Here is a 25,933-nt window from a genome sequence, read left to right as displayed (position 1 = left end):
GCTCCGCTTCGCTACGCGAACGCCTCGACCGGCGGGCAGGCGCACACGAGGTTGCGGTCGCCGTAAGCCTGGTCGATGCGGCGCACCGGCGCCCAGTACTTGTTGCGCACGAGGGCGTGCACCGGGTACACCGCCTGCTCGCGCGTGTAGGGGTGCGTCCACTCCCCCGCGATGACCGACTCGGCCGTGTGCGGCGCGTTGCGGAGCGGGTTGTCCTCGACCGGCCACTCGCCGCGACCGACCGCGTCGGCCTCGGCCTTGATCGCGATCATCGCCTCGACGAAGCGGTCGAGCTCGGCGAGGTCCTCCGACTCCGTCGGCTCCACCATGAGCGTGCCCGCCACGGGGAACGACATGGTCGGCGCGTGGAAGCCGTAGTCGATGAGGCGCTTCGCGACGTCGTCGACGGTGACCCCGGTGGCCGCGGTGAGCGGACGCAGGTCGAGGATGCACTCGTGGGCGACGAGGTGGTTGTCGCCCGTGTAGAGCACCGGGAAGTGGTCGCGCAGGCGCGCGGCGACGTAGTTCGCCGCGAGCACGGCCGCGGCGGTGGCCTGCTTGAGGCCCTCGGACCCCATCATGCGCACGTACGCCCACGAGATCGGCAGGATCGACGGGCTGCCGTACGGCGCGGCCGAGACCGGCCCGCCGTCGTGGGTGACGCCGCCCGAGTGGTCGGCGCGCTGCGCGAGCGGGTGCCCGGGCAGGTAGGGCGCGAGGTGCGCCTTGGCCGCGACCGGTCCGACGCCGGGCCCGCCGCCGCCGTGTGGGATGCAGAAGGTCTTGTGCAGGTTGAGGTGCGAGACGTCGCCGCCGAAGTCGCCGAACCGGGCGAAGCCGAGCAGCGCGTTCAGGTTGGCGCCGTCGACGTAGACCTGGCCGCCGGCGTCGTGCACGGCCTGCGTGATCTGCTTCACCTCGTGCTCGTAGACGCCGTGCGTCGACGGGTAGGTGATCATGAGCGCGGCGATGCGGTCGGCGTGCTCGGCGATCTTCGCCCGCAGGTCGTCGAGGTCGACGTTGCCGAGCTCGTCGCAGGCCACGACGACCACGCGCATGCCGGCGAGCACGGCGGAGGCCGCGTTCGTGCCGTGCGCGCTGGAGGGGATGAGGCAGAGGTCGCGATCCAGGTCGCCGTTGGCGCGGTGGTAGCCGCGGATCGCGAGGAGGCCCGCGAGCTCGCCCTGGCTGCCGGCGTTCGGCTGCAGCGACACGGTGTCGTAGCCCGTGACCTCGGCGAGCCAGTTCTCGAGCTGCTCGATGAGCGAGAGCGTGCCCTCGACATCGGCCTCGGGGGCGAAGGGGTGCAGGTTCGCGAACTCGGGCCACGTGACCGACTGCATCTCGGTGGCCGCGTTGAGCTTCATGGTGCACGAGCCGAGCGGGATCATGCCGCGGTCGAGCGCGTAGTCGCGGTCGGCGAGCTGCTTGAGGTAGCGCATCATCTGCGTCTCGGACTGGTGCGTGTTGAACACGGGATGCTCGAGGTAGGAGCTCGTGCGGCGCAGCGACTCGGGCAGGCTCGCGGGGAGCTCGCGCAGCGACACGGGAACCTCGATGCGCGGGTCGAAGCCGAACGCCTCGACGACGCGAGAGAGCTCGTCGGCGGTCGTCGTCTCGTCGACAGCGACGTGCACGGTGGCCTCGTCGGCCTCCCAGAGGTTGAGGCCGAGCTCGCGTCCGCGGGCGACGACGTTGGCGGCGAGGCCGGGCACATGCACCCGCACGGTGTCGAAGTACGCGTCGTGCGCGAGGGTGAGGCCATAGCCGGTGAGCGCATCGGCGAGCGCCTTCGCCTTCGCCGCCGTTGAGAGGGCGATGTGCCGGATGCCGCGGGGCCCGTGGTACACCGCGTACATCGACGCCATCACGGCGAGCAGCACCTGCGCGGTGCAGATGTTCGAGGTCGCCTTCTCGCGGCGGATGTGCTGCTCGCGCGCCTGGAGGCTGAGCCGGTAGGCGGGGTGCCCCGAGGCATCCTGGGAGACGCCGACGAGGCGGCCGGGGAGCTGGCGCTCGAGGCCCTTCCGCACCGCCATGTAGCCGGCGTGCGGACCGCCGAAGCCCATCGGCACGCCGAAGCGCTGCGACGTGCCCACCGCGACGTCGGCGCCGAGCTCGCCCGGGCTCGTGAGGAGCGCCATCGCGAGCAGGTCGGCCGCGGCGACGACGAGCGCGCCCTGCGCCTTCGACGCGGCGATGACGGATGCCGGGTTCCACACGCGACCCGAGGCGCCCGGGTACTGCACGAAGAGCCCGAAGTGCTCGCCGAGGGCGGCGACATCCGTGCCCTCGTCGAGGTCGGCGACGACGAGCTCGATGCCCACGGCCTCGGCACGAGACGCGAGCAGCGCATGGGTCTGCGGCAGCGCGTCCGCGTCGACGACGAAGCGGTTCGAGGCCGACTTCGACGCCCGGCGCGTGAGCAGCATGCCCTCGACGACCGCGGTGCCCTCGTCGAGCATCGACGCGTTGGCGGTGTCGAGGCCCGTGAGGTCGGAGACCATGGTCTGGAAGTTGATGAGCGCCTCGAGCCGGCCCTGGGAGATCTCGGGCTGGTAGGGCGTGTACGCCGTGTACCAGCTGGGGTTCTCGAGCACGTTGCGCTGGATCACCGACGGGGTGATCGTGCCGAAGTAGCCGAGGCCGATCATCGACGTGCGCACCGCGTTCTGCTCCGCCAGTGCGGCCAGCTCCGCGAGCGCCTCGCGCTCGGTGGCGGCCGGCGGGATCACCGAGTCGACCACCTCCCCCATGCGGATCGCCGTCGGCACCGCCGCCGTCATGAGCGCGTCGAGCGAGTCGTAGCCGAGGGCGGCCAGCATCCACTCGTGGTCGTGCGGGGTCGTGCCGATGTGGCGGCGGCCGAACGCGTCGGCGTCGTAGGCGGAGGAGGTGTTCATCGCTGGGTGGATCCTTACTCGCCGACGAGGGCGCGGTACTCGGCGTGGCTGAGGAGCTTGGGGAGGGCGCTGGCGGTGACCTTGATGAGCCACCCCTCGCCGAACGGGTCGCTGTTCACGAGCTCGGGCGCGTCGATGACGGCCTGGTTCGCCTCGACGACCTCGCCGTCGACGGGCGCGAACAGCTCGCCGACCGACTTCGTCGACTCGATCTCGCCGACGACCTTGCCCGAGGTGATCGCGGTGCCGGCGGCCGGCAGGTCGACGTAGACGACGTCGCCCAGCTTCTCGGCGGCGTAGTCGGTGATGCCGATCGTGAGCGTGTCGCCCTCGACGAGCACCCACTCGTGCTCTTCGGTGTACTGGAGTTCGGTCTGGTCGGTCATGGGATTCTCCTCGCGGTGGCGGTGCGGTGGCGGTGGCGGTGCGGCTGGTGCTGGTGGTCGGGGCGCGCGGCGTCGGTGGGCGGCCGCTCAGGCCTGGCGCTTGTAGAAGGGCAGGGCGACGACGGATGCCGCGACCCGCGTTCCGCGCACGTCGACGAAGAGCTCGCGGCCGGGCTCGGCGGCCTCGGGCGCGACGAACGCCATGGCGACGGGGTGGCCGAGCGTCGGCGACAGGGCGCCGCTCGTCACGACGCCGACGCGCGTGGCGTCCTCGCCCGCACCGTCGTAGACCTCGTAGTCGGCGCGGGCCGCTCGACGACCCTCGGCGGCGAGGCCGACCAGCACCGGGGCATCCGTCGCCGGGCCCTGCTCGATCGCGGTGCGACCGACGAAGTCGCCCTCCTTCGTGAGCGCGACCACGCGGCCGAGGCCGGCCTGCACCGGCAGGACGTCGCGACCGAGCTCGTGGCCGTAGAGCGGCATGCCCGCCTCGAGGCGCAGGGTGTCGCGGCTCGCGAGTCCGCACGGCACGACGCGGGAGCCGCCGGTCTCGCGCAGGGCGTCCCAGATGCGTGCCGCCACGTCGGGCGCGACGTAGAGCTCGAAGCCGTCCTCGCCGGTGTAGCCCGTGCGTGCGACGAGCACCGGCTGGCCCTCGTACTCGGCGGCGATCGCCCGGTAGTACTTGAGGTTCGCAAGGGCGGTGACGAAGTCGTCCTCGTCGTTGCCCGGACCCTGGATGCCGAAGCCCGGCGTCTGCTGCAGCACCTCGAGCGCGTCGGGGCCCTGCAGGGCGATGAGCGCGATGTCGTCGCTCTCGTCGAACACCTCGGTGTCGAACGGCGAGGTGCGGTCGCGCAGCTCCTCGGCGACGACCTCGCGGTTCGACGCGTTCGCGACCACCATGTAGCGGTCCTCACCAGTTCGGTACACCACCAGGTCGTCGATGACGCCCCCGTCACGGTCGAGGAGAAGCGAGTACTTGGCCTGGCCCAGCGCGATCGCCGAGAGCTTGCCGGCGAGGGCGTAGTCGAGCGACTCGGCGGCCTCGGGGCCGACCACGATGATCTCGCCCATGTGCGACAGGTCGAAGAGGCCGGCATGCTCGCGCACGGCGTGGTGCTCGGCGAGGTCGCTGGAGTAGCGCACCGGCATCTGCCATCCGGCGAAGTCGGTGAAGCTCGCGCCCGCGGCGCGGTGCACCTCGTCGAGGGGGCTCCGACGTTCGGTGGTGCCTGTGTCGGTGGTGCCGTTGTCGGTCGTTCCGGGGTCGGTCACGAGTTCTCCAGAGTCGCGTGGGCGGTCGGCGGATGCCGCTTGAGAACTCCCCCTCTGTCATGGGCCTGAGAGCTTCGCGTCGCACCCGTGGGGCGCTCGGCTTTCACCGTCGGCGGGAGGCCGCGGTCGCGGCATCCACTTTTCAGAGCGGCCTTGTCATCGCGGTATGTGCGACCTGAGAGATTGGCGGGGAGGCTTGCTCCTTCGGTGCCGGCCAGTGCTGGTGGGCGCTGCCCGGCTCTCCCGCGATGCGTCGATGGCCCGGTGTGAGGTTGTACGCCGATCCTAACCCACCCGCTCCCGGATGCCGCCTGCGCGGGCCCTGAGCCGAGTCCGGGTGGCCGGGTCAGCAGGCCACCCCCGCAACCCACGGCGAGTGCGTGGTGGACTGCGGTGCCGCGCAGACGGGTCCGGACGAGCGGACCAGCCTGTGGAGAATCCGGGACATGCAGCACGTCCACGGGCGACGATTCCGGGATGCGCCGCCCAGCTGCCCTGCCACCCGAGCTCGCCGTGCGTCCCGCCTTCGCCCTCCGCAGCGCCCTCGAGCTCGGCGCGAGCCGACGCCGCCTCGAGGCATCCGACCTCCGGTCCCCATTCCGCGGCGCCCGCTTGCACGCCGGACTCCCACTCGACGTGCAGCACCTCGCGGCCGCCTATGCAGCGCGGATGCCGCCGACGCAGTTCTTCAGCCACACCACCGCCGCGATCCTGGGCGGTGTGCCGCTGCCTCGCCGGGTGGAACTGGACACCCGGCTGCACGTCTCGGTCTTCGCCGGCGATCCGCAGCCGAGAGTGCGCGGCGTGATCGGCCACCAGCTCGACCGCGGCAGGACCGGAACGGTGGCGACGGCCACGATGCGCATGACGGATGCGGCAACGACCTGGTGTCAACTGGCGGGCCTGCTCGGTCTCGAGGATCTCGTCGCCGCGGGCGACTTCCTCGTGACCGGGCGCGCGGGGGCGGGCGGTCGACCGCCCGCCGCCACGATCGCGACGCTCCGGGATGCGGTGACGCTACGCCGTGGGGGCACCGGCGTGGGGAAGCTCCGTGACGCGCTCGGCCACGTGCGACGCGGTCCCCTCTCGCGGCGCGAGACCCTGCTTCGCCTCCGACTCGTCGCGCACGGGCTGCCCGAACCGGTCGTCGCGCACCGGGTCGAACACGCCCGGCTTGCTCCGTTCGAGCCGACGGTCGACCTGGCGTACCCCGAGGCCCGCATCGCGATCGAGTACGAGGGCGACTACCACCGCACACCCGAGCAGTTCCGCCGCGATATCGCCAGGTACGAGCGCCTGCAGGACATCGGATGGCTCGTCCTGCGCGTGAGCGCGAACGACGTGCCCGACGCCGAGGGACGGCTCTCGGCCGTGCTGGTCGAGCGGGTCGTCGCCCGTCTTCGGGAGCGCGGCGGGCGTTGAGTCCGGGCTCCGTCGCAGTCGGGGCATCCGCTCAACGGCGCCCACCGAGTCGGCGGGTCAGCAGACGACCACGCCATGCTTCGCTGTTCGGGTGGTGGACTGCGGAGGCACCGCGGGAGCGGCGGCGACCGGCGGCGTCACACGATTGGCGTTCGTGTCATCGTGACTGTAAGCTGATCCCAGCACTTCGGGTCACACTGACTCTAAGGTGGTCGGGCGAGAGGGGGCAGCGGATGTCGCAGCAGCACGATCGCGGCGCGCAGGCGCGGCTCGCCGTCTCCACGGTCATCTTCGCCCTGAGCCCCGACGCCGGCGCGGCCTCGCCGAGCCTCCGCATCCCGCTCGTGCGACGCCTCCGCGAACCCGGCGCGGGTCGCTGGGCGCTCCCCGGCGGCTGGCTCCCCGTCGATGAGGCGCTCGACGAGGCGGCCGCGCGCACGCTCGGCGAGACCACCGGGCTGGCCCCGCGCTACCTCGAGCAGCTGTACACGTTCGGCGCCCCCGACCGCTCCCCCGACGAGCGGGTGGTGTCGGTCGTGTACTGGGCGCTCGTGCACTCCGACGAGGTCGAGCGCGCCGTCTCGGACGAGAACGTGCAGTGGTTCGACGAGGACGCGCTGCCCGACCTCGCGTTCGACCACCGCCAGATCATCGACTACGCGCTCTGGCGGCTGCGCACCAAGCTGCAGTACTCCCGCATCGCGCACGCGCTGCTCGGCGACACCTTCACCATGGCCGAGTTGCGGGGCGTGCACGAGGCCGTGCTGCGCCGCCGGCTCGACCCGGCGAACTTCCGCCGCACCATGGAGGCCTCCGGCACGCTCGTCGACACGGGCCGACGCCTCGCGGGCACGCCGCATCGCCCGCCCGCGCTCTACCGCTTCGACACGGGCGCCGGCCCCGCGGCATCCGTTGCCCCCGCCATCACCGCACCACCCGCACTGCAGAGGACGAACCCATGACCATCGCACCTCCTCCCCCCGTCCGCGACGCGGGCGCGACGCGCGCGGCGGCATCCGTCGATCGCACCATCCGGCTCATCACGACCGGCGCGGCGTCGGGCGCCGCCTGCGCGCCCGAGCTGGCGAAGGGCCCGTGGGAGTTCGACGCCGGCCCCGCCGGGTACGGACCCGGCTCGTCGATGGGCGACGTCATCCCCACCGGGTCGCCGCGCCAGGGCCAGCTTCCCGCCGAGTACCGCGAGGCGAGCGACGCCGAGCTGCACGACCGCATCCGCGCCGCGAAGGCGACGCTCGGCGACCGCGTCGTCGTGCTCGGCCACTTCTACCAGCGCGACGAGGTGATCGAGCACGCCGACTTCGTGGGGGACTCATTCCAGCTCGCCAACGCGGCGCTCACCCGTCCCGACGCCGAGGCGATCGTGTTCTGCGGCGTGCACTTCATGGCCGAGACCGCCGACCTGCTCTCCACTCCCGAGCAGGCCGTGATCCTGCCGAACCTCGCCGCCGGGTGCTCGATGGCCGACATGGCCGACGAGTCGAGCGTGGAGGAGTGCTGGGAGCAGCTCGCCGACGTGTACGGCGACCTCGACGCCGCCGACGCCGACGGTCGCGTCCCGGTGATCCCCGTCACCTACATGAACTCCTCGGCGGCGCTGAAGGGCTTCGTGGGCCGCCACGGCGGCATCGTCTGCACCTCGTCGAACGCGCGCACGGTGCTCGAGTGGGCGTTCGAGCGCGGGCGGCGCGTGCTGTTCTTCCCCGACCAGCACCTCGGCCGCAACACCGCGAAGGCCATGGGCGTGCCGCTCGAGCAGATGCCGATGTGGAACCCGCGCAAGGCGCTCGGCGGCAGCACGGCGGGCGAACTCGAGGACGCACGCGTCATCCTGTGGCACGGCTTCTGCTCGGTGCACAAGCGGTTCACGGTCGACCAGATCGCCACCGCACGCGAGACGCACCCCGGCGTGCAGGTCATCGTGCACCCCGAGTGCCCGATGGCGGTCGTCGATGCAGCGGATGCCGCGGGTTCGACGGACTTCATCGTGAAGGCCATCCAGGCCGCCCCCGCGGGCTCGACGTTCGCGATCGGCACCGAGATCAACCTCGTGCAGCGGCTGGCGGCGGAGTACCCGCAGCACGAGATCTTCTGCCTCGACCCGGTGGTCTGCCCCTGCTCGACGATGTACCGCATCCACCCCGGCTACCTCGCCTGGGTGCTGGAGGAACTCGTCGCGGGTCGCGTGGTGAACCGCATCACGGTGCCCGAGGCGGTCGCCGACCCGGCCCGACTCGCGCTCGAGCGGATGCTCGCCGCGAAGCCGCCGGCCCCAGCGGTGACGGGAGCCTGACCATGGCGCACGTGCTGGTCGTCGGCGGCGGAATCGCGGGCCTCTGGACCGCAGTGAAAGCCGCCGACGCCGGGCACACCGTCGAGCTCGTCACGAAGGCCGAGCTGGCCGACGGCAACACCAGGCACGCGCAGGGCGGGATCGCCGCGGCGCTGTTCCCCGACGACTCGGCCGAGCGTCACTACGACGACACCATCGCCGCGGGCGCCGGCCTCTCCGATCCCGCGGCCGTGCACGTGCTCTGCGACGAGGGGCCCGCTCGCGTGCGCGACCTGATCCGGTTCGGGGTGGCGTTCGATCGCGGCGAGTCGGGCCTCGAACGCGGGCTCGAGGCGGCGCATTCCCGCGCGCGCATCCTGCACGCCGGCGGTGACGCGACCGGGGCGGCGATCGAGTCGGCTCTGGTCGCCACGGTCCGGCGCCGGGCCGTGCGGATCCACGAGGGCACGATGCTCGCCGACCTGCTGGTGCGCGAAGGGCGGGCCGTCGGGGCCCGCGTGCTCGCGGCATCCGGAACCGTCGTCGACCTCGCCGCCGACGCGGTCGTGCTCGCGACCGGCGGCAGTGGATGCCTCTACCGGTATACGACGAACCCCGACGTGGCGACGGGCGACGGCGTGGCCGCCGCCTGGCGCGCCGGCGCTGCGGTGGCCGACCTCGAATTCGTGCAGTTCCACCCCACCGCGCTCGCGGCGCCCGGCACTCCGCTCATCTCCGAGGCCGTGCGCGGCGAGGGCGCGGTGCTCCGCGACCGCGACGGCGAACGGTTCATGCTCGACGTCGATCCCCGTGCCGAGCTCGCACCCCGGGACGTGGTCGCGCGCGCGGTGTGGCGGCGCGTGGCCGAGCAGGATGGCGAGCCCGTGCTCCTCGACGCCACGGCGCTCGGTGCGGAGTTCCTCGCGCATCGGTTCCCGAGCCTCGACGCCGCCTGCCGCGCGGCCGGCTTCGCGTGGGGACGCGAGCCCGTGCCGGTGACGCCCGCGGCGCACTACGCCATGGGCGGCGTGGCGACCGACCTCGACGGCCGCACCAGCCTGCCGGGGCTGTGGGCCGTCGGCGAGACCGCACGCACCGGTGTGCACGGCGCCAACCGGCTCGCGTCGAACTCGCTGCTCGAGGCGGCGGTGTTCGCCGACCGGGCCGCGCGCTCGCTCGACGACGCCTGGCCGGATGCCGCGACCGCCTCCCCGACCGCCCCCAGTGCGTCAGCGGCGCCGTCTCGGGTCCCATTCGCAGGAACTCCGGCGCGACACACCGGCCGCCCCGCTGTCGGCCGCGGCGTGTCGGCCGATTCTTCCTCCATTTCGGCGCAGGAGGTCGTGGACCGGCAGGAACTCCAGGCCCTCATGTGGGAGCACGTCGGACTCGAGCGCGACGCGGCAGGCCTGGCCGCGGCATCCGCTCGGCTCGACGCCTGGCGCGCACCCGACGGGCTCGACCGCCGCTCGGCCGAGGACCGCAACCTGCTCGACCTCGCGCGGCTCACCGTGGCCGCGGCGCTGGCGCGTACCGAGAGCGTCGGCGCGCACTTCCGCACGGATGACCCGGCGACCGCCGCGGATGCCGCCGGCATCGGCGCCACGTCGGCTCGCGATTCCCACGCGACGGCGCACGCCGCCGCACGCACCGCCTTCGAGGAGGCCGCCTGATGACCGACCGCCGCGAGATCGACCGCATCGTCACGGCCGCGCTCGACGAGGACGCGCCCTGGGGCGACCTCACGAGCGAGACCCTGATCCCCGCGGATGCCACGGCCGCGGCCGACCTCGTCGCCCGTGAGCCGGGCGTGCTCAGCGGCATCGACGTGTTCGCCGCGGCGTTCCGGCTCGTGGACCCCCGCATCGTCGTCGAAGCGCTCGCCGCCGACGGCGACGCGTTCGACACGGGAGCGGTGCTCGCCCGCGTGCAGGGGCCCGCCCGCGGCATCCTCACCGCCGAGCGCGTCGGCCTCAACCTGGTGCAGCGCATGTCGGGCGTCGCGGCCCTCACTGCACGCTACGTCGCCGCCATCGCGGGCACGGGCGCGCGCATCGTGGACACCCGGAAGACCACGCCCGGCCTGCGCAGCCTCGAGCGCCAGGCCGTGCGGGACGGGGGCGGCCGCAACCACCGCCGCTCGCTCTCGGACGCGATCATGGCGAAGGACAACCACCTCGCGGTACTGACCGCCGGGGGCCGCGACCTCGCGACGGCGCTGCGCGAGGCGCGCGAGCGGATGCCGCACACCGCCCACCTGGAGGTCGAGGTCGACCGGCTCGACCAGCTCGACGCCGTGCTCGCCGGGGGCGCCGACACGATCATGCTCGACAACTTCTCGCTCGACGACCTGCACACGGGCGTGCAGCGGATCGCCGGTCGAGCGGTCGTCGAGGCATCTGGCGGGGTCTCGCTCGACACGGTCGCGGCGATCGCGGCGACCGGCGTCGACGTCATCTCGGTGGGCGCGCTCACGCACTCGGCGCGAGCCCTCGACCTCGGGCTCGACGTGGTGATCTCGGCGTCGGCGGCGGCGTCGGATGCCTCGGGGGCGGCGCCGTGATCTTCCTCGACCACGCCGCGACGACGCCCGTGCGCCGGGAGGCGCTCGAGGCGATGTGGCCGTACCTCACGGGGTCGTTCGGCAATCCGTCGAGCCGGCACGGGCTCGGCGACGAGGCCGCGCGTGCACTCGCGGCGGCCCGTGCGGAGGTGGCCGCCGTGGTCGGCGTCCGCCCGGGGGACGTCGTCTTCACGGGCGGCGGCACCGAGGCCGACAATTTCGCGGTGAAGGGCATGGCGCTCGCGAACCCGCGCGGCCGCCACGTGCTCGTGTCCCCGATCGAGCACGAGGCGGTGCTCGAGTCGGCCGCGTACCTGGCCCGCGTGCACGGCTTCACCGTGGAGATGCTCGAGGTCGACGAGCACGGCTCCGTCCATCCCGCGGCGCTCGCCCGACGCATCCGCGACGACACGACGCTCGTCTCCGTGCAGCTCGCGAACAACGAGATCGGCACCGTGCAGCCCGTCGCCGAGCTCGCCACGGTCGCCCATGCCGCCGGTGCGCTCATGCACACGGATGCCGTGCAGGCGGCCGGCTGGCTTCCCCTCGGGCTCGACGGGCTGGGCGCCGACGCCCTCTCGCTCGCCGGGCACAAGGTCGGCGCGCCGAAGGGCACGGGCGCGCTCATCGTGCGCGGGCGGATCCCGCTGGAGCCGGTGCTGCACGGCGGCGGACAGGAGCGCGGACGTCGCTCGGGCACCGAGAACGTTGCGGGCGCCGTCGCGTTCGCCACCGCGCTGCGGCTCGCCGAGGCCGAGCGGGCGGATGCCGCGACCCGCGTCGGCGGGCTGGGCGCCGACCTCGCCGCACGCGTCGTCGCCGCGGTGCCGGGCGCCGTGCTGACCGGCGACCCCGTGCGGCGACTGCCCGGGACGGTGTCGTTCGTCTTCCCGGGCACCAGCGGCGAAGCGGTGCTGCTCGAGCTCGAGCGCGACGGGGTGGTCTGCTCCAGCGGGTCGGCGTGTGCCGCGGGGAGCGACGAGCCGTCGCATGTGCTCACGGCGATCGGCATCCCGGCCGACCTCGCGCAGACGGCCGTGCGATTCACGCTGGGCGCCGAGACGACGGCCGACGAGATCGCGGACGCTGCGGCCGCGGTCGCCCGCGCAGTGTCAGCGGTCCGCAATATCGTGGAGTCATGACCGATCCAAGTGCCATTCCCGCAGACGACGACGCCGATCTCGAGGTCGGCGAGAAGCGGGTCGAAGACGAGGTCGCTCCCGAAGAGGAGCAGCTCGAGGGCTGGCTCCCCGAGCCCACTCCGACCGACGGTCCCTCGCCCGCTCCGTAGCCCGCCGCGCCGCACGATTCATACGTTCCGATCCATCTCGCCGATCGGGAATAGTGCGTCGTCCGACGCAGGTTGACACACACATTCGACGCAACTCCCCCCGGCGCCGCTCTGCGCCGAGATCGATTGGATGCCTCTCCGTGACCGAACGCGCCGTTCCAGACCTGACTGCGCCCGAGGCCGCACGCCTCGACGCGGCCGCCACTCACCAACACACCGACTCCGACGTCGAGGCGCTCCACGGCGCGCGGAACAACCGCGTCATCTGGCTGCTCCTGGCCTCCGCGTTCGTCGTCATCCTCAACGAGACGATCATGGGCGTGGCGATCCCCCACCTGGTCACCGACCTCGGCATCACCATCTCGCAGGCGCAGTGGCTGACCACCGCCTTCATGCTGACGATGGCGGTCGTCATCCCCATCACCGGCTTCCTGCTGCAGCGATTCGCGACGAGGCCGATCTTCATCGCCGCGATGTCGCTGTTCTCGACCGGCACCTTGATCGCCGCCCTGTCTCCGGGTTTCGAAGTGCTCCTCCTCGCCCGCGTGGTGCAGGCGAGCGGCACGGCCATCATGATGCCGCTGCTCATGACGACGCTCATGACGCTCGTGGCGGCGGCCGATCGCGGCCGGTTCATGGGCCGCGTGTCGATCGTCATGTCGGTCGCACCTGCCATCGGCCCGACGATCTCCGGCCTGATCCTGAGCTTCCTGTCGTGGCGGTTCATGTTCTGGCTGGTGCTGCCGATCGCGCTGACGATGCTCGTCATCGGCATCCGACGCGTCGAGAACGTCAGCGAGCCGCGCGCCATCCCCATCGACGTCTTCTCGGTCATCCTCTCGGCGTTCGGCTTCGGCGGCCTCGTCTACGGGCTGAGCCTCGTCGGCGGCGTCGTCAGCGGCATCGAGCATCCTGCCGCGATGGTCGTCTCCCTCGTGGTGGGCGTCCTCGGCATCGGCGGGTTCATCTGGCGGCAGCTGCTCCTCCAGCGACGAGAGCGGGCGCTGCTCGACCTGCGCACCTTCCGTTCGGGCAACTTCTCGATCTCGGTCGGGCTCATGGTGGTGATGATGGCGGCGCTGTTCGGCACCATCATCCTGCTCCCCATCTACATGCAGGACGTGCTGCACCTCACGCCGCTGGCGACCGGCCTGCTGCTGCTCCCCGGTGGCCTGATCATGGGACTCTTCGGACCCACGGTCGGCCGGCTGTTCGACCGCTACGGGCCGACGCCGCTGCTCGTACCCGGAAGCATCGTGGTGAGCGGCGTGCTCTGGTCGCTCACGATGGTGACCGACCACACGTCGCCGTGGCTCGTGCTCGCGGCGCACGTCGCGCTGTCGACGGGTCTCGCCTTCATGTTCACGCCGCTGTTCACCTCGGCGCTCGGCTCGGTCGAACCGCGCCTCTACTCGCACGGCTCCGCGATCGTGGGCACCGTGCAGCAGGTCGCGGGCGCCGCGGGCACCGCGCTCTTCGTGACAGTGATGACCGCCGGCACCGTCGCCGTCGCCGCGACGGGCGCATCCGCCGAGGTCGCCCAGACCGCCGGCATCCGCTCGGCATTCCTGGTCGGCGCGATCCTGTCGCTCCTCGCCATCGTCGGCTCGTTCTTCGTGCGCAAGCCCGCCGACATGATGACGCACGCGCGTGAAGATGCCGTGTTCGAGGAGCCCGCCGAGGCGTGATCCGCGGAGGCGCATGACGAAGGGCCCGGTTCGAGAACCGGGCCCTTCGTCGTGTTCGGGGGCCGACCGTCATGTTCGGCGACCGACGTTCATCGGCCGACGGCGACGCTCAGCCGCAGTTCGGGCGGCAGGTGCGCTGCGACAGCGCATCCACGAGCACCGTGCTGAGGTCCTCGGGACGCGATGCCGAGTAGGCAGCGCCCTTCGTCGCCTGGGCGATGCGCTGCATCGCCGCCAGGTCGGTGTCGGGGCCGAAGCCGATCATGATCACCGGCACGGGCTTGGACGGATCGTCCATCTTGGCGAGCTCGGCGAGCAGCGTGTCGAGGTCGATGCCGTTCTCGTCCTCGTTCTTGCCGTCGGTGATGAGCAGCACCGAGTTGACCTTCTCCGGGTCGTACGTCTCGCGCACCCGCTTCATCGCCGCGAGGGTCGTGTCGTACAGGCCGGTGGCGCCGCCGAGTCGGGCCGGCAGCGACTGGATGATCCCCGCGATCTCCTGCTTGTGCGCGAGGTCGGCCAGCGGTGCGATCGGGCTGAGGTCCTCGTAGTCGAGGTCGCCGTTGCGCGCGGTCGAGAAGACCCACACGCCCATCTCGACCTCGCCCGAGAACTTCTCCATGGCGCCGATGGCGGCCTGCTGGAAGATGTCGATGCGGCGCAGGCCGTTCTCGGCCGGCTCCTCCATCGAGCCCGAGACGTCGATGACGGCGAGCATGCGCGACCGCAGGGTGAGCACGGCCCACGCACGGAGGATCTCGAGCTGCGCGGCCGGGTCGAGCTGCGCCGCCGCGGCGGCCGGGCCGTCGACGGCCAGTCCGGGGATGTCGAGCGTGCCCGACCCGTCGCCGGCGCGGAACCCGGCGGCGGCGAGCCGCTCGGTGTCGGCCCGGGCCGCGTCCGCGAACGCCGTGAGCAGTTCCGTGCGCGCCTCCGCGGCATCCGCGGTGCTGTCGGCCGACGCCGTCCCGTCGGGGTCGACAGGGGCGGGCAGCTGCACGAACGGGTAGTCGAGGAGCACCGTGCCATCGGCGGGATACGCCGCCACGAGCGTCTCAGCCGGCTCGTCGAGGTTGTAGTCGGCGACCTGCGCCTCGGTCGTGAGCACCACGCTCGGCTGCTGGCTGGCCGCGAGAGCGCCGAACGCGGCGCTCGTCGAGGCGGGAATGGTCTTGCCGAGCTCGATCATGGCCCCGGCGAACTGCCGCGGGTCGTCGGGCGAGGAGTGGCCGCGCAGCGCCATGAGCCCGGCGAGGCTCGCCGAGGAGGCTTCGGGGTCGGGGAGGATGGTCGGCAGGCCGCCGCCCAGCACCCTCGTCCAGGTCACCGGCTCGCTCGCGACCTCGGCCGCCGTCGTGGCCGCGGCGGCCAGCACCACGGGCGTGGAGGCGATCGGCTCGCCCACCTCGACCTCGGGGGCCGTCTGGCCGAGCGACGCCGCGGTCGCGGCCATGCGGTCGACCCAGACGCTGGACTCGGGAACCCACGCGTCGGCATCGGCGCCGCCCGACGCGATGACGGCGGCGGTGTCGGCCGAGTCCTGCGACTTGATCACGGTCTCGACGCACGCGTCGGACGACGCGTCGTAGTCCTTCGCGAGGTCGGTGAGCGCCGGCGCGATGGACGTGTCGGCGACGACCACGATCTGCTCGGTCTCGGCGCAGCCGCTCTCGGCGGCCGCGAAGAGCGGGGAAAGGTGACCGCCGACCCACAGGTAGACCCCGGATGCGACGATGCCGACGATGGCCACGGCGGCGATGATGGAAAAGACGAGCGCGCGCCCCGGCTTCCTTGCCGGGGCCTTGACACTATGACGCCCCACGGACACTCCAAGCCCGACGGCGTCGAGTCGCCGTCGAATCCCTGTGCTGAACGGGTTCCCCCGTTCGTGGGGGAGGGTCCACTCAGCATAGGCGACGGGGCCTGATACGCGAACTTCACTCGGGAACGGTGAGAACGCGGGTCGGATGACCCCCAGTCATCCGACCCGCTCCCCCGCCCTGTGCGTCGACCCCTCAGTCGTCGCTCAGGCGTTCCGGTGTTCTCACCGGCCGCGCGATGCGCGTTCGACGAGTCGCCTCGTCGGTGTCCGGTGCCACGTCATCAACGCTAGGCGGCGCCCTTCCGAGGTGACAGGGCTTGACGCGTCGAACAGCGCACGCTAGGCCTGAGGTGCATACGGTCACAAGTGCCAGGGGGTGCGATGACCATCATCAGGGCGGTTCCCGAGGACGAGGCGCCCGAGGGCTTGGAGCGCTACTACGCCGAGGATCGCGCGGCGTTCGGCCATGTCGCGACGCACACCACGGCGATGGCGGTGAACCCGGCGGCGTACGCGGCCTTCCGGGCACTCACGGCCTCGACGATCGAGTCGCTGGGCTTCCGGGGATTCGAGCTCGTGACGCTCGCCGCGGCGCTCGGCACGGGCTCCCGTCACTGCCGTCTGGCCCACGGCCAGAAGTCGCTGAAGGTGTTCGACGAGTCCCAGCTCGAGCGCATCGCCCTCGACTACACCGATGCCGGCCTCACCGACGCCGAGGTGGAGATGATGCGCTTCGCGGAGCAGCTGGCCCGCGACTCGGCCGGCATGACCGACGCCGACAGCCTGCGCCTTCGAGAGGCCGGGTTCAGCGACCGCCAGATCGTCGACATCACCGTGGCCGCCGCGGCCCGCGTCTACTACGGACAGGCCCTGCAGGCGCTCGCCGTCGAGGTGGACGTGCCACCGTCGCTCAGCGAGCCGCTCCGGAACGCCCTCGTCGACGGGATCTGACGCGGTCGGCCGGCCGGCTGAGCCGAGGCGCGAGTGGGTGCGGCACGCGATGTCCAGTGAGCGCTTCACCGACCGACGCGACGCGGGTCGCCGCCTCGCGGGCGTCCTCGCCGAGCGCCCGCTCGTTCGCGCCCTCGTCGATCCGGTCGTGCTCGGCCTGCCGCGTGGCGGGGTGCCCGTCGCCGCCGAGGTCGCCCTGGCGCTGGGCGCGCCGCTCGACGTGCTCGTCGTGCGGAAGCTGGGCCTGCCGCGCCAGCCCGAGCTCGCGATGGGCGCCATCGGCGAGCGCGGTGCGCGCGTGCTCAACCACGACGTGCTCGTGCAGGGCCGCGTCTCAGCCGAGGAGCTCGCCGCCGTCGAGCGGCGCGAGCGCGCCGAGGTCGAGGCACGGCTGCTCCTCTTCCGCGGGGATGCACCGCCGGTCGACTTGGCCGGCCGCACGGCGGTGATCGTCGACGACGGCGTGGCGACGGGTGCGACCGCCCGCGTGGCGAGCCTCGTCGCGCGAGAACTGGGCGCGGCATCCGTGCTGCTCGCGATGCCCGTCGGCGCCCCCGACAGCGTCGCCGAGCTCGCGGCCATGCCCGAGGTCGACGAGGTGGTCTGCCTCAGCACGCCGAACGGCTTCATGTCCGTCGGCATGCACTACCTCGACTTCCGGCAGACGACGGATGCCGCGGTGCAGGCGATCCTGGCCGACGCCCATCGTGATCGCCACGGCGGCCGACCGGGCGCCGACCGCTGACCGGGCGCAGCCGCCCGCCGACCGCCGACCTCCGCCCGGAGCTCAGTCGTTCGGCGCGCGGCGGCCGATCGCGACGGTGGCCGCGAGCTCGTCGTCGCGCACGATCGTCGTCGAGAGCCCGCCGGCGCGGAGCAGGGCCTCGGTGGTCGCTGCCTGGCGACGGCTCGTCTCGATGAGCACGGACCCGCCGGGAGCGAGCCACGCCCGAGCGGATGCCGCGACGCGCCGGTGCACGTCGAGCCCGTCGTCGCCGCCGTCGAGGGCGACGTGCGCCTCGTGGTCGCGCGCCTCGGGAGGCATCATCGCGATCTCGGCGGTGGGCACGTAGGGCGCGTTGACGGCGAGCACGTCGACGCGCCCGCAGAGCTCGCCCGGCAGCGCGTCGAAGAGGTCGCCGGCGACCACGAGCGCACCCAGCGGCTCGAGGTTGCGGCGCGCGGCCCTGACGGCGGCCGGGTCGATGTCGGCGGCGACGAGCTCGACCGGCCCCGCGGCATCCGCCACCGCCGCGCCGATCGCCCCGGCGCCGCAGCACAGGTCGACGACCACCGGCGTGCGCCCCTGCTCGTGCACCGCCAGCGCGAGGCGGGCGGCCTCACCCGCGAGCACCTCCGTACGCCGTCGCGGCACGAACACGCCGGGCTCGAGGAGGACGCGGCGGCCGGCGAACTCGGCCCAGCCGAGCAGCTGCTCGAGCGGCTCCCCCGCCACCCGGCGGGCGACGAGGCGCTCGAGCTCGGCCGGGGCATCGGGTCGTCCGCCGACGGCCTCGGTGAGCAGGGCGGCCTCGTCCTCGGCGAAGACGCACCCCGCCGCGCGCAGTCTGGCCACGAGGGCGGGGTCCGGTTCTGCAGGCACCACCGCATCGTACTGTCGTCGCCGATCAGGTGCGCCGAGCGGCGGCATGCCCTAGAGTGCTCGACATGACCGCGTCGATCCGCACCTGGTGGCCCGCCTCCTAGGCGGACTCCCTGCGTTTCGACGTACGACGACCGCCCGAGGGCGGTCGTTTCGCGTGTGCAGCGGGATGCTCCGGCCGAGGGCCCGACCGGAGACCGACATGACTCGCCTGCTTTCCTCGCTCCTCGCCGCGTCCGCCGCTGAGGCGCCTCCCTTCGCCGTCATCCGGCGGGAGCACGAACCGACCCTCGACGTGCTCGTCGGCGAGGTCGTCGACGCGCATCGCCTCGTCGACATCCCGCTCGGCGACGCGGAGGTGCTGGCGCTCGTGCCCTTCCGCCAGGTGCGCGAACGCGGGTACGCCGCCCACGACGACGACGCGTCGATCCGGTGCCTCGTCGTGCGGGAACGGGAGGCGGTCCCCGTCGACCAGGCCATCGAGCTGCTGCCGCGGCATCCGGTGGTCGTCGCCGACCTGGCGGTCGACGTGAGCGACGACGACTACGCCGAGGCGGTGCGCCGCGTCATCGACGACGAGATCGGGCGCGGCGAGGGCGCGAACTTCGTCATCCGGCGCGACTTCACCGGGTCCACGGATGCCGCGCCGGCGACCGCGGTGCTCGGCTGGCTCCGGCAGCTCCTCGAGCACGAGCGCGGCGCCTACTGGACCTTCGCGATCAGCACGCCGGGACTCGCGGCGGCGGGCGCGACACCCGAGCGCCATGTGTCGTCGATCGACGGGCTCGTCTCGATGAATCCCATCAGCGGGACGTTCCGGCACGGCGACGGCGTCAGCGGCCACCGCGACGGCGACGGCGACGGCGACGGCGAGCCCGACGATGCCGCCCTGCTGGCCTTCCTCGACGACGTCAAGGAGCGCGAGGAGCTCGTGATGGTCGTCGACGAGGAACTCAAGATGATGAGCGCGGTGTGCCCCGACGGCGGCCGCATCCGCGGTCCCTTCCTGAAGCGGATGTCGCGCCTCACCCACACCGAGTACCTGCTCGAGGGGCGCTCGACGCTCGACCCCCGAGAGGTGCTGCGGCTCACGATGTTCGCCCCGACCGTCACCGGTTCGCCGATGGGCAACGCCTGCGCGGTCATCGCCCGCCACGAGCCGACGCCCCGCGGCTACTACGGCGGCGTGCTCGCCCGCTTCACCCCGCGCCGCGGCGGCCACGACCTCGACGCGCCCATCCTCATCCGCACCGCGTACCTCGACGGGACGGGCCGGGTCCGCGTGCCCGTGGGGGCGACGCTCGTGCGGCACTCCGATCCCGCCGGCGAGGTCGCCGAGACCCGCGCGAAGGCGGCCGGTGTGCTCACCGCGCTCGGCGCACTGCCTCGCGTGGCCGCACCGAGGCGCACCCTCAACGACGACCGCCTCGGCACGCTGCTCGACGCCCGCAACGACCGGCTCGCCGCCTTCTGGCGGACCCCGCAGGCCCCGGCGCCGACCCGCGCCGCGAGCGCCATCGTCATCGACGCCGGCGACGACTTCACCACGATGCTGGCCCACCAGCTGCGGCACCTGGGGGTGGATGCGCGGGTCGTGCCGTGGCACGAGGCGCCCGCCGAGGCATCCGAGGACCTCGTGGTGTTCGGCCCAGGCCCCGGCGACCCGCGCGACGCCGGCGATCCTCGCCTGCAACGGCTTCGGGCACTCATCTCGGCGCGACTGGCGTCCGGGCGGCCCATGCTGGCGGTGTGCCTGAGCCACCAGGTGCTCGCCGATCTCGCCGGGCTGCCGATCGCGCCGTTGCCGTCACCGCGCCAGGGCGTGCAGCTCGAGGTCGACGTCTTCGGCGAGACGGCCGCGATCGGGTTCTACAACACGTTCGCAGCCCTCGCACCCGCGGGCTCCACGACGCCGCGGCTGGGCCTCGAGGTGGCCTCGGATGCCGCGAGCGGGGTGGTGCACGCCCTCCGTGCGCCGCGCGTGGCCTCCGTGCAAGGGCACCTGGAATCGGTCACCTCACCCGACGGACTCGCCACGCTCGAGCGACTGGTCGAGGGAGTTCTCGCGGGTCAGCCCCGGTTTGCGAATGTCACGGAGGTCGCGCGCGCGGCGGGATGATCCCGCACTCGATGCCGAAGCGCAAGGCATTGCGGACCATCGTCACGATGGATTGGCTGGGGCCGACCCGATTCGAGGAGGCGGTTCCCTGTGGACACCAGCACCATCATCTGGATCATCGTCGGCGTCATCGTCGTCATCGCGATCATCGTGGTCGCGGTGCTGATGACGAGCCGGCGACGGCGTGAAGCCCATCTGGAGGCGGAGCGGAAGAAGGCGGCCGAGCTGCGGCAGAACGCGTACGAGTCGGACGTCGCGCGGCGCGAGCGCGAGGCGGACGCCGCGCGTGCCGACGCTGCCGCCAAGCAGGCGGAGGCGAACGCCATGCAGGCGCAGCTCGAGGCCGAGCGCCTGTCGCGTGAGCGCGAGGCGCACGAGTCGGACGCCCAGCAGCTGCGGACCGAGGCCGAGGAGCGCCTGCGCAAGGCCGACGAGGTCGACCCCGACGTCTCGTCCGACCGGGACGCGACGGCCGCGGACGACCGCCGCGAGCGCGACGGAGCGGCCACGACCGCCCCGGTCGCCGCCGACCGCACGACGGCTGCCGGCACCGACCGCACGACGGTCGCGGCAGACGACCGAACGGCCGTCGCTGCCGATGACGCCGCCGTGCGCGACGATCGGGTCGTCGACGATCGAACGACGACCACCGACGAGCGCACGGCCGCCGCGGACGCCGCCGCTCGCCGGGACACCGAGACCGGTCGTCGCATCTGACGACCAACGCCTGAACGGGCGGGCGGCGGGCCGATCCGCCGGCCGCCCGTTCGCACGCGCGTGGCGTCAGCCCAGTGCGATGACCGCCTGGAGGGTGTCGTCGTCGACGGGCCGGTCGGTGAAGACCAGCCGTTCGAGATGCGTGGTGTCGTCGGCACCCCTCGGCGCATCGCTCGACGCGCCCTGCCAGGCGAGCTCGAGCCCGAGTCGTTCGAGCACGCGCACCGACGCGGGGTTGTTCGCGAGCACGCGGGCGGTCACCGCGGCATCGGGCTGCGCCCGGCGAGCAGCACGCAGCGAGAGCGCCGCCGCCTCGCCCGCGATGCCGTGCCCCCACGCCTCGGGCGCCAGCCGGTAGCCGAGGTTCCAGGCGCCGAACGGCATCATCGACGCGCCCGCCGACCCGACGAACGAGCCCGGACCGAGCGTGCCGACGGGCGCACGGAGCACGACCGCGCAATGCCCGAACCCCGAGGTGCGGACGCTCTGCATCGAGCGCTCGATCGCCTGCGCCGACTGCCCACGACTCGTGTGCCGGCCGGTCGGCAGGTGCTGCCAGGTGCGTGGGTCGCTGTAGACCCGGTGGTAGTCGTCGAGGTGGTCGAGGGTGAGCGGCGTGAGCAGGAGGCGTTCGGTGTGGAGTGCGTCGGTCATCGCGACGAGTCTGGCAGCGGCATCCGACATCACGGCCGGACGCTGCGCAGCCGGGTCACTTGAGCAGGCGGGAGAGCACGCGATCGGCGAGCGGCTTGCCGCCCGTCTGGCAGGTCGGGCAGTACTGGAAGGTCGAGTCCGCGAAGATGACCTCGCGCACGATGTCGCCGCACACGGGGCACGCCTCGCCCGTGCGGCCGTGCACCTGCATGCGGGTGCGCTTGGAGTCCTTGAGCTGCTCGGGAGGCCGCCCCGCCGCGGCCGCGATCGCATCGGAGAGCGTGTCGCGCAGCGCGTGGTAGAGGCGGTCGACCTCGTCGGGCTTCAACTTGGCGGCGAGCGCGTACGGTGACATGCGCGCGTTGTGCAGGATCTCGTCGGAGTAGGCGTTGCCGACCCCGGCGAACACCGACTGGTCGCGCAGCAGCCCCTTGATCTGGGTGCGACGGCCGGCGAGGATGCCCGCGAAGTCGTCGAGCGTGAAGTCGGGCGCCGTCGGATCGGGGCCGAGCCGGGCGATGCCGGGCACCTCGGCCGGGTCGCGAACGACGTAGACCGCCAGCGACTTCTTCGTGCCCGCCTCGGTCAGGTCGAATCCCGCGCCGTCGTCGAGGCGGACGCGCAGCGCGATGGGCGACTTGCCCGGCCGGATGACGGTCTTGGGGAGCTCGTCGTACCACCGCAGCCACCCGGCGCGGGCCAGGTGGAACACGAGGTGCAGGTCGCCCACCGCGAGGTCGACGAACTTGCCGTGCCTGCTCGCGGCCACGATCGTCGCCCCGGTGAGCTGCTGCAGCGGCGGATCGAACGTCTTCAGCGCCGAGATCGCCGCGACGGTCGCCCCGGCGACGGCATGACCCACCGCCCGCTCGCGGAGGAAGCCCACGAGCGCGTCCACCTCGGGAAGCTCAGGCACCAGCCCATCGTCTCACCGACCGGCGACATCGTCACCCGACCGGCGGGCACGCTTCGTAGGATCGGAGGATGATCCGTCCCGTCCCGATCGCCGACGACGTCGCGCTCCGCCTCCTCGACGCCGGCGATGCGGCCGCCCTCGCCGCCGCGTACGACCGCAACCGGGAGCACCTCGCCCCGTGGGAGCCGGTGCGCGACGACGCGTTCTTCACCGAGGAGGGGCAGGCCGCCGACCTCGATGCGCAGCTCGCGAGCGCCGTCGCCGGGGCGTCCCTGCCGCTGGCGCTCGAGGAGCGGTCGACCGGGCGCATCATCGGTCGGTTCACGATCTCGGGGATCATCCGCGGCCCGTTCCAGAGCGCGCACCTCGGGTACTGGGTGGACGGCGCGAGCAACGGCCGGGGGCTCGCCACGTCGGCGGTGCGCGAGGTCCTCCGGGTGTCGCGTGACGAGCTCGGCCTGCACCGGGTGCAGGCGGTGACGCTGCCGCACAACGCCGCCTCGCAGCGCGTGCTCGAGCGCAACGGATTCGAGCGCATCGGATTCGCACCCCGCTACCTGCAGATCGCCGGCCGCTGGCAGGACCACGACCTGTTCCAGGCGATCCTGCACGACTGACGTCCGCAGGCCATACGATCACGCTGTGGACGCTCTCACGGCGCGGCAGGTGCTGCGCATCTCCCCTGATTCCCCACTCACCCCCGAGCTCGTCGAACGCGCCTTCGCGGGCGAGTCCGCGGCGCGGCATCCGTCGCTCTACCCCGATCCCGTGGGGCGCGCGCAGGCCGAGGAATGGGCGACGACCCTGCAGCAGGCCCGCGCGACGCTGCACGCGCAACTGGGAGCCCCGGCCGCCGTCCCGGCCCAGCGGCGGCGACTTCCCGGCTGGGCGATCGCCGCGATCGCGGTGGGCGTCGTCGCGCTGCTCGCGCTGATCACGCTCGGCACGCTCGGCGCGCTGCGACTGGTCGGCGAGGCGGGAGAATCAGCGTCACGCGCGCTCGAGTCCGAGAACGCCGACGACGACGAGCCCGGCGTCGAACGGATGGAGGCCGACGAGACCTACTTCGCGTTCCCCGCGGCGATCGAGTTCTACGCCGATGGCCGGTACCTCGACGAATGCCCGAGCGAGTACGAGCAGGGCTGCTGGCAGGCGGCCCTCTTCGCCGAGGCCGACTGCGAGGCCCTGCAAGTGCAGCTCGGCTTCTCGAACGACGCGAGCGCCATCGCGCCCGATTCCACCGAGATCGTGGAGAAGCACGACGTGGCCGCCGGTGACGCGACCGTCGTGGTCTTCGGGCACGACGACTACGGGTACGGCTGGATCAACCAGGTCACCTGCCTCGACGCCGGCTGACGCGCGACGCGGTGGCCGGCGCGGCGTGGTGGCCGGCGCGCCCGGCGGCCCGGCGGGAGTACCCGGTGCGCGACCGGGCGCTCGACGCTAGGGTCGTCGCATGTTCATCGACGACGGCAGCGACATCCGGATGCTCCACCTCGAGCCCGAGGGCGACCTCATCTCGACGCCCGATGACGCCAACGACCTCGTCGGCTCCGCCTGGTCGCACCACGCGAACTTCGTCGTGGTGCCGGTGTCGCGCCTCGACCCCGAGTTCTTCCGGCTGAGCACGGGGATCGCGGGCGAGATCACGCAGAAGCTCGTGAACTACAGGCTGCGCCTCGCGGTCGTCGGCGACATCTCGGAGCATCTCGCCGAGAGCAACGCCCTGCGGGACTTCGTGTGGGAGTCGAACCGCGGCGACCAGATCTGGTTCGTCGGCGACGAGGCGGCGCTGCAGGAGAAGCTCTCGAAGCGGAGCGGCGGGGCCGGCTGAGGGCGCGCGACCGCAGCTCAGGGCGCCGGACGCCGGTGCCCGACACGATGTCGGTGGCTCCTGAGACACTCTCACTATGGAGGTCCTGGAGCTGCGACAGACTCGTCACCTGCGGGTGGGCGACACGCTCGTCAGCGCCTCGGGCCGCACGTTCGAGGTCACGAAGGTGGCCCGCGTCGGCCGGGGCATCCGCGTCGCCTACCGCGACGACGACGGGCGGCCGGGGCGGTTCACCGCCGCGCCCGACGCGGTCAGCCGGGTGCGCCGCGGCCCCGACGAGCACCTCGCCTCGATCACCGGCGCGGCCTGACTACTCCTCGAGCCGGAACCCGACCTTCAGCGTGACCTGGAAGTGCACGACGTTGCCGTCGGCGACCTCGCCGCGCGTCGACACGACCTCGAACCAGTCGACGTTGCGAAGGGTCGAGGTCGCCCGCCCGATGGCGTTGCGGATCGCGGTGTCGATGCTCTCGCCCGATGTGCCGACGATCTCGGTGACCCGGTAGACGTGATCGGTCATGGTCTGCTCCCCACCCCCGCGCCGTCGCGGGATGCCTCGACCCTAGCCCGCGCCGCCGCCCGCCGACAGGGCTCGATCGTCTCCGGCGATCGCGCCTCACTTGAGCGCCAGCAGCTCGCCGTGCGTCTGGTCGGTCGGGCAGTACTGGGCGGTGGTGCTCGCGAACGAGAAGTCGCGAATGGTGTCGCCGCAGACCGGGCACGGCTCGCCCGCCCGGCCGTGCACTCGCATTGACGCGACCTTGGCCGCCTTGAGCTCCGCGATCGGCACGCCCCGCTGGGCCTCGATGGCGTCGCCGATCGTCCCGACGGTGGCGGCGAACAACCGATCGGCCTCATCCGCGGTCAACGCGGCGGCGTGCCCGACGGGCGAGATCCTCGCTGTGAACAGGATCTCGTCGGAGTAGGCGTTGCCGATGCCCGCGAGCGACTCCTGGTCTTGCAGCACGGCCTTCACCTGCTTGCGACGACCGGCGACCGCCGCGTCGAACTGCGCCCGCGAGAAGTCGGGGTGGGCCGGGTCGGGACCGAGCTTCGCCACGGCGGGCACCGCGGCCGGGTCGTCGACCACGAAGCATCCGAGCGAGACCCAGTCACCGGCATCCGTCAGCTCGAGCGTCGAGCCGTCGTCGAACTCGAGCACCACGAGCGTGGGCGGCGCGTCGTCGGGCAGATCGGCCTCGTCGCCGGAAGCGCCCCATCGCGCCCAGCCGTGGCGGCCGAGCGAGACCACGAGGTGCGCCGCACCGAAGGCCACGTCGACATGCTTGCCGTGGCGGGCGGTGCCGGTCACCCGTTCGCCCACGAGCGTCTCGGGCGTGCGTGCCCGGGTCTTCAGCGTGCGGAACTCGACGACGTCGACCCCCGCGAGCGCGCGTCCCGTCAACCGCTCGGCGAGCTCCTCCGTGAGCGCCTGCACCTCTGGTGATTCCGGCATGCCGCCAGCCTTCCACGGGATCGCGCTCGTGAACAGGCCG

General features: G+C 72.7%; 25 protein-coding genes and 2 riboswitches. Of the genes, 16 read left to right on the top strand and 9 right to left on the bottom strand.

Annotation, left to right across the window (positions count from 1 at the left end; genetic code table 11):
• Window positions 1–11 precede the first annotated feature (11 nt).
• The 3 genes from gcvP to gcvT all read right to left on the bottom strand — a co-directional run bounded on the left by gcvP (window position 12) and on the right by gcvT (window position 4,567).
• Entirely contained in the window at window positions 12–2,903 is a 2,892-nt protein-coding gene (gcvP, locus tag AC1DZA_RS14790; protein WP_476773301.1) for an aminomethyl-transferring glycine dehydrogenase, read from the bottom strand.
• A 14-nt stretch (window positions 2,904–2,917) separates the two neighbouring features.
• Entirely contained in the window at window positions 2,918–3,289 is a 372-nt protein-coding gene (gcvH, locus tag AC1DZA_RS14785; RefSeq protein WP_476773300.1) for a glycine cleavage system protein GcvH, read from the bottom strand.
• An 87-nt stretch (window positions 3,290–3,376) separates the two neighbouring features.
• Window positions 3,377–4,567 (bottom strand): glycine cleavage system aminomethyltransferase GcvT, encoded by a 1,191-nt coding sequence (gene gcvT / locus AC1DZA_RS14780; RefSeq protein WP_476773299.1) that lies wholly within the window; start codon window positions 4,565–4,567, stop codon window positions 3,377–3,379.
• Window positions 4,568–4,611: 44 nt separating this feature from the next.
• A riboswitch (glycine riboswitch) is annotated at window positions 4,612–4,719 on the bottom strand.
• Window positions 4,720–4,823: riboswitch (glycine riboswitch) on the bottom strand.
• 221 nt (window positions 4,824–5,044) lie between these two features.
• Here gcvT and AC1DZA_RS14775 point away from each other — a divergent pair.
• From AC1DZA_RS14775 to AC1DZA_RS14740, 8 genes are all read left to right on the top strand, one after another.
• A complete protein-coding gene (locus AC1DZA_RS14775) occupies window positions 5,045–5,989 on the top strand; it encodes an endonuclease domain-containing protein (RefSeq protein ID WP_476773298.1) in 945 nt (314 codons plus the stop codon).
• A 233-nt stretch (window positions 5,990–6,222) separates the two neighbouring features.
• The gene (locus AC1DZA_RS14770) at window positions 6,223–6,951 is read left to right on the top strand and encodes an NUDIX hydrolase (RefSeq protein ID WP_476762799.1); all 729 of its coding nucleotides are present in this window, start codon (window positions 6,223–6,225) and stop codon (window positions 6,949–6,951) included.
• Window positions 6,948–8,300, top strand: coding sequence for a quinolinate synthase NadA (gene nadA, locus AC1DZA_RS14765; protein ID WP_476773297.1), 1,353 nt, complete (start codon window positions 6,948–6,950; stop codon window positions 8,298–8,300). Before AC1DZA_RS14770 ends, nadA begins: the two co-directional genes overlap by 4 nt.
• Before the next feature lie 2 nt (window positions 8,301–8,302).
• A complete protein-coding gene (gene nadB, locus AC1DZA_RS14760; protein ID WP_476763563.1) occupies window positions 8,303–9,952 on the top strand; it encodes an L-aspartate oxidase in 1,650 nt (549 codons plus the stop codon).
• Complete coding sequence (gene nadC / locus AC1DZA_RS14755; RefSeq protein ID WP_476773296.1) at window positions 9,952–10,842, top strand: carboxylating nicotinate-nucleotide diphosphorylase; 891 nt, start codon at window positions 9,952–9,954, stop codon at window positions 10,840–10,842. The genes nadB and nadC overlap by 1 nt, the downstream gene beginning before the upstream one ends.
• Window positions 10,839–11,984, top strand: a complete 1,146-nt coding sequence (locus AC1DZA_RS14750) for a cysteine desulfurase family protein (protein ID WP_476773295.1) — start codon at window positions 10,839–10,841, stop codon at window positions 11,982–11,984. The genes nadC and AC1DZA_RS14750 overlap by 4 nt, the downstream gene beginning before the upstream one ends.
• Complete coding sequence (locus tag AC1DZA_RS14745; protein WP_476773294.1) at window positions 11,981–12,133, top strand: hypothetical protein; 153 nt, start codon at window positions 11,981–11,983, stop codon at window positions 12,131–12,133. The genes AC1DZA_RS14750 and AC1DZA_RS14745 overlap by 4 nt, the downstream gene beginning before the upstream one ends.
• 140 nt (window positions 12,134–12,273) lie before the next feature.
• Window positions 12,274–13,821 (top strand): DHA2 family efflux MFS transporter permease subunit, encoded by a 1,548-nt coding sequence (locus tag AC1DZA_RS14740; RefSeq protein ID WP_476762753.1) that lies wholly within the window; start codon window positions 12,274–12,276, stop codon window positions 13,819–13,821.
• 109 nt (window positions 13,822–13,930) lie between these two features.
• Here the strand turns inward: AC1DZA_RS14740 and AC1DZA_RS14735 are convergent, their stop codons facing one another.
• Window positions 13,931–15,571 (bottom strand): VWA domain-containing protein, encoded by a 1,641-nt coding sequence (locus tag AC1DZA_RS14735; protein ID WP_476762752.1) that lies wholly within the window; start codon window positions 15,569–15,571, stop codon window positions 13,931–13,933.
• Window positions 15,572–16,024: 453 nt separating this feature from the next.
• On the opposite strand from AC1DZA_RS14735, the gene AC1DZA_RS14730 reads away from it, so the two are divergent.
• Together AC1DZA_RS14730 and AC1DZA_RS14725 are read left to right on the top strand one after the other, a co-directional pair.
• On the top strand, window positions 16,025–16,594 hold the full coding sequence (locus tag AC1DZA_RS14730; protein WP_476773293.1) for a carboxymuconolactone decarboxylase family protein: 570 nt from the start codon (window positions 16,025–16,027) through the stop codon (window positions 16,592–16,594).
• Window positions 16,595–16,631: 37 nt separating this feature from the next.
• Window positions 16,632–17,339, top strand: coding sequence for a phosphoribosyltransferase (locus tag AC1DZA_RS14725; protein ID WP_476773292.1), 708 nt, complete (start codon window positions 16,632–16,634; stop codon window positions 17,337–17,339).
• Between the two features lie 42 nt (window positions 17,340–17,381).
• On the opposite strand, the gene AC1DZA_RS14720 is transcribed toward AC1DZA_RS14725, so the two are convergent.
• Complete coding sequence (locus AC1DZA_RS14720) at window positions 17,382–18,197, bottom strand: putative protein N(5)-glutamine methyltransferase (RefSeq protein ID WP_476773291.1); 816 nt, start codon at window positions 18,195–18,197, stop codon at window positions 17,382–17,384.
• Window positions 18,198–18,399: 202 nt separating this feature from the next.
• Here AC1DZA_RS14720 and AC1DZA_RS14715 point away from each other — a divergent pair, with 202 nt between their 5' ends.
• Window positions 18,400–20,316 (top strand): anthranilate synthase family protein, encoded by a 1,917-nt coding sequence (locus tag AC1DZA_RS14715; RefSeq protein ID WP_476773290.1) that lies wholly within the window; start codon window positions 18,400–18,402, stop codon window positions 20,314–20,316.
• Window positions 20,317–20,406: 90 nt separating this feature from the next.
• Window positions 20,407–21,033, top strand: a complete 627-nt coding sequence (locus AC1DZA_RS14710; RefSeq protein ID WP_476762889.1) for a hypothetical protein — start codon at window positions 20,407–20,409, stop codon at window positions 21,031–21,033.
• A gap of 66 nt (window positions 21,034–21,099) precedes the next feature.
• On the opposite strand, the gene AC1DZA_RS14705 is transcribed toward AC1DZA_RS14710, so the two are convergent.
• Both AC1DZA_RS14705 and AC1DZA_RS14700 read right to left on the bottom strand, forming a co-directional pair.
• Window positions 21,100–21,687 (bottom strand): GNAT family N-acetyltransferase, encoded by a 588-nt coding sequence (locus tag AC1DZA_RS14705; RefSeq protein WP_476762888.1) that lies wholly within the window; start codon window positions 21,685–21,687, stop codon window positions 21,100–21,102.
• 55 nt (window positions 21,688–21,742) lie between these two features.
• Window positions 21,743–22,603 (bottom strand): Fpg/Nei family DNA glycosylase, encoded by an 861-nt coding sequence (locus tag AC1DZA_RS14700; protein WP_476762887.1) that lies wholly within the window; start codon window positions 22,601–22,603, stop codon window positions 21,743–21,745.
• Window positions 22,604–22,671: 68 nt separating this feature from the next.
• Here AC1DZA_RS14700 and AC1DZA_RS14695 point away from each other — a divergent pair, with 68 nt between their 5' ends.
• The 4 genes from AC1DZA_RS14695 to AC1DZA_RS14680 all read left to right on the top strand — a co-directional run bounded on the left by AC1DZA_RS14695 (window position 22,672) and on the right by AC1DZA_RS14680 (window position 24,747).
• On the top strand, window positions 22,672–23,220 hold the full coding sequence (locus AC1DZA_RS14695) for a GNAT family N-acetyltransferase (protein WP_476773289.1): 549 nt from the start codon (window positions 22,672–22,674) through the stop codon (window positions 23,218–23,220).
• 25 nt (window positions 23,221–23,245) lie between these two features.
• Complete coding sequence (locus tag AC1DZA_RS14690; RefSeq protein ID WP_476773288.1) at window positions 23,246–23,959, top strand: hypothetical protein; 714 nt, start codon at window positions 23,246–23,248, stop codon at window positions 23,957–23,959.
• Window positions 23,960–24,059: 100 nt separating this feature from the next.
• Window positions 24,060–24,437, top strand: a complete 378-nt coding sequence (locus AC1DZA_RS14685; protein WP_476773287.1) for a DUF4180 domain-containing protein — start codon at window positions 24,060–24,062, stop codon at window positions 24,435–24,437.
• 76 nt (window positions 24,438–24,513) lie between these two features.
• The gene (locus AC1DZA_RS14680; protein ID WP_476763510.1) at window positions 24,514–24,747 is read left to right on the top strand and encodes a hypothetical protein; all 234 of its coding nucleotides are present in this window, start codon (window positions 24,514–24,516) and stop codon (window positions 24,745–24,747) included.
• On the opposite strand, the gene AC1DZA_RS14675 is transcribed toward AC1DZA_RS14680, so the two are convergent.
• Both AC1DZA_RS14675 and AC1DZA_RS14670 read right to left on the bottom strand, forming a co-directional pair.
• Entirely contained in the window at window positions 24,748–24,957 is a 210-nt protein-coding gene (locus AC1DZA_RS14675) for a dodecin (RefSeq protein ID WP_476763509.1), read from the bottom strand.
• A 96-nt stretch (window positions 24,958–25,053) separates the two neighbouring features.
• Window positions 25,054–25,893, bottom strand: coding sequence for a DNA-formamidopyrimidine glycosylase family protein (locus AC1DZA_RS14670; protein WP_476763508.1), 840 nt, complete (start codon window positions 25,891–25,893; stop codon window positions 25,054–25,056).
• Window positions 25,894–25,933: the final 40 nt, after the last annotated feature.

The sequence above is a fragment of the Agromyces sp. P2_B3 genome (assembly GCF_056404815.1).
Note: the sequence above shows the minus strand (reverse complement) of the source record. Positions and strands in the feature narration are given on the sequence as shown.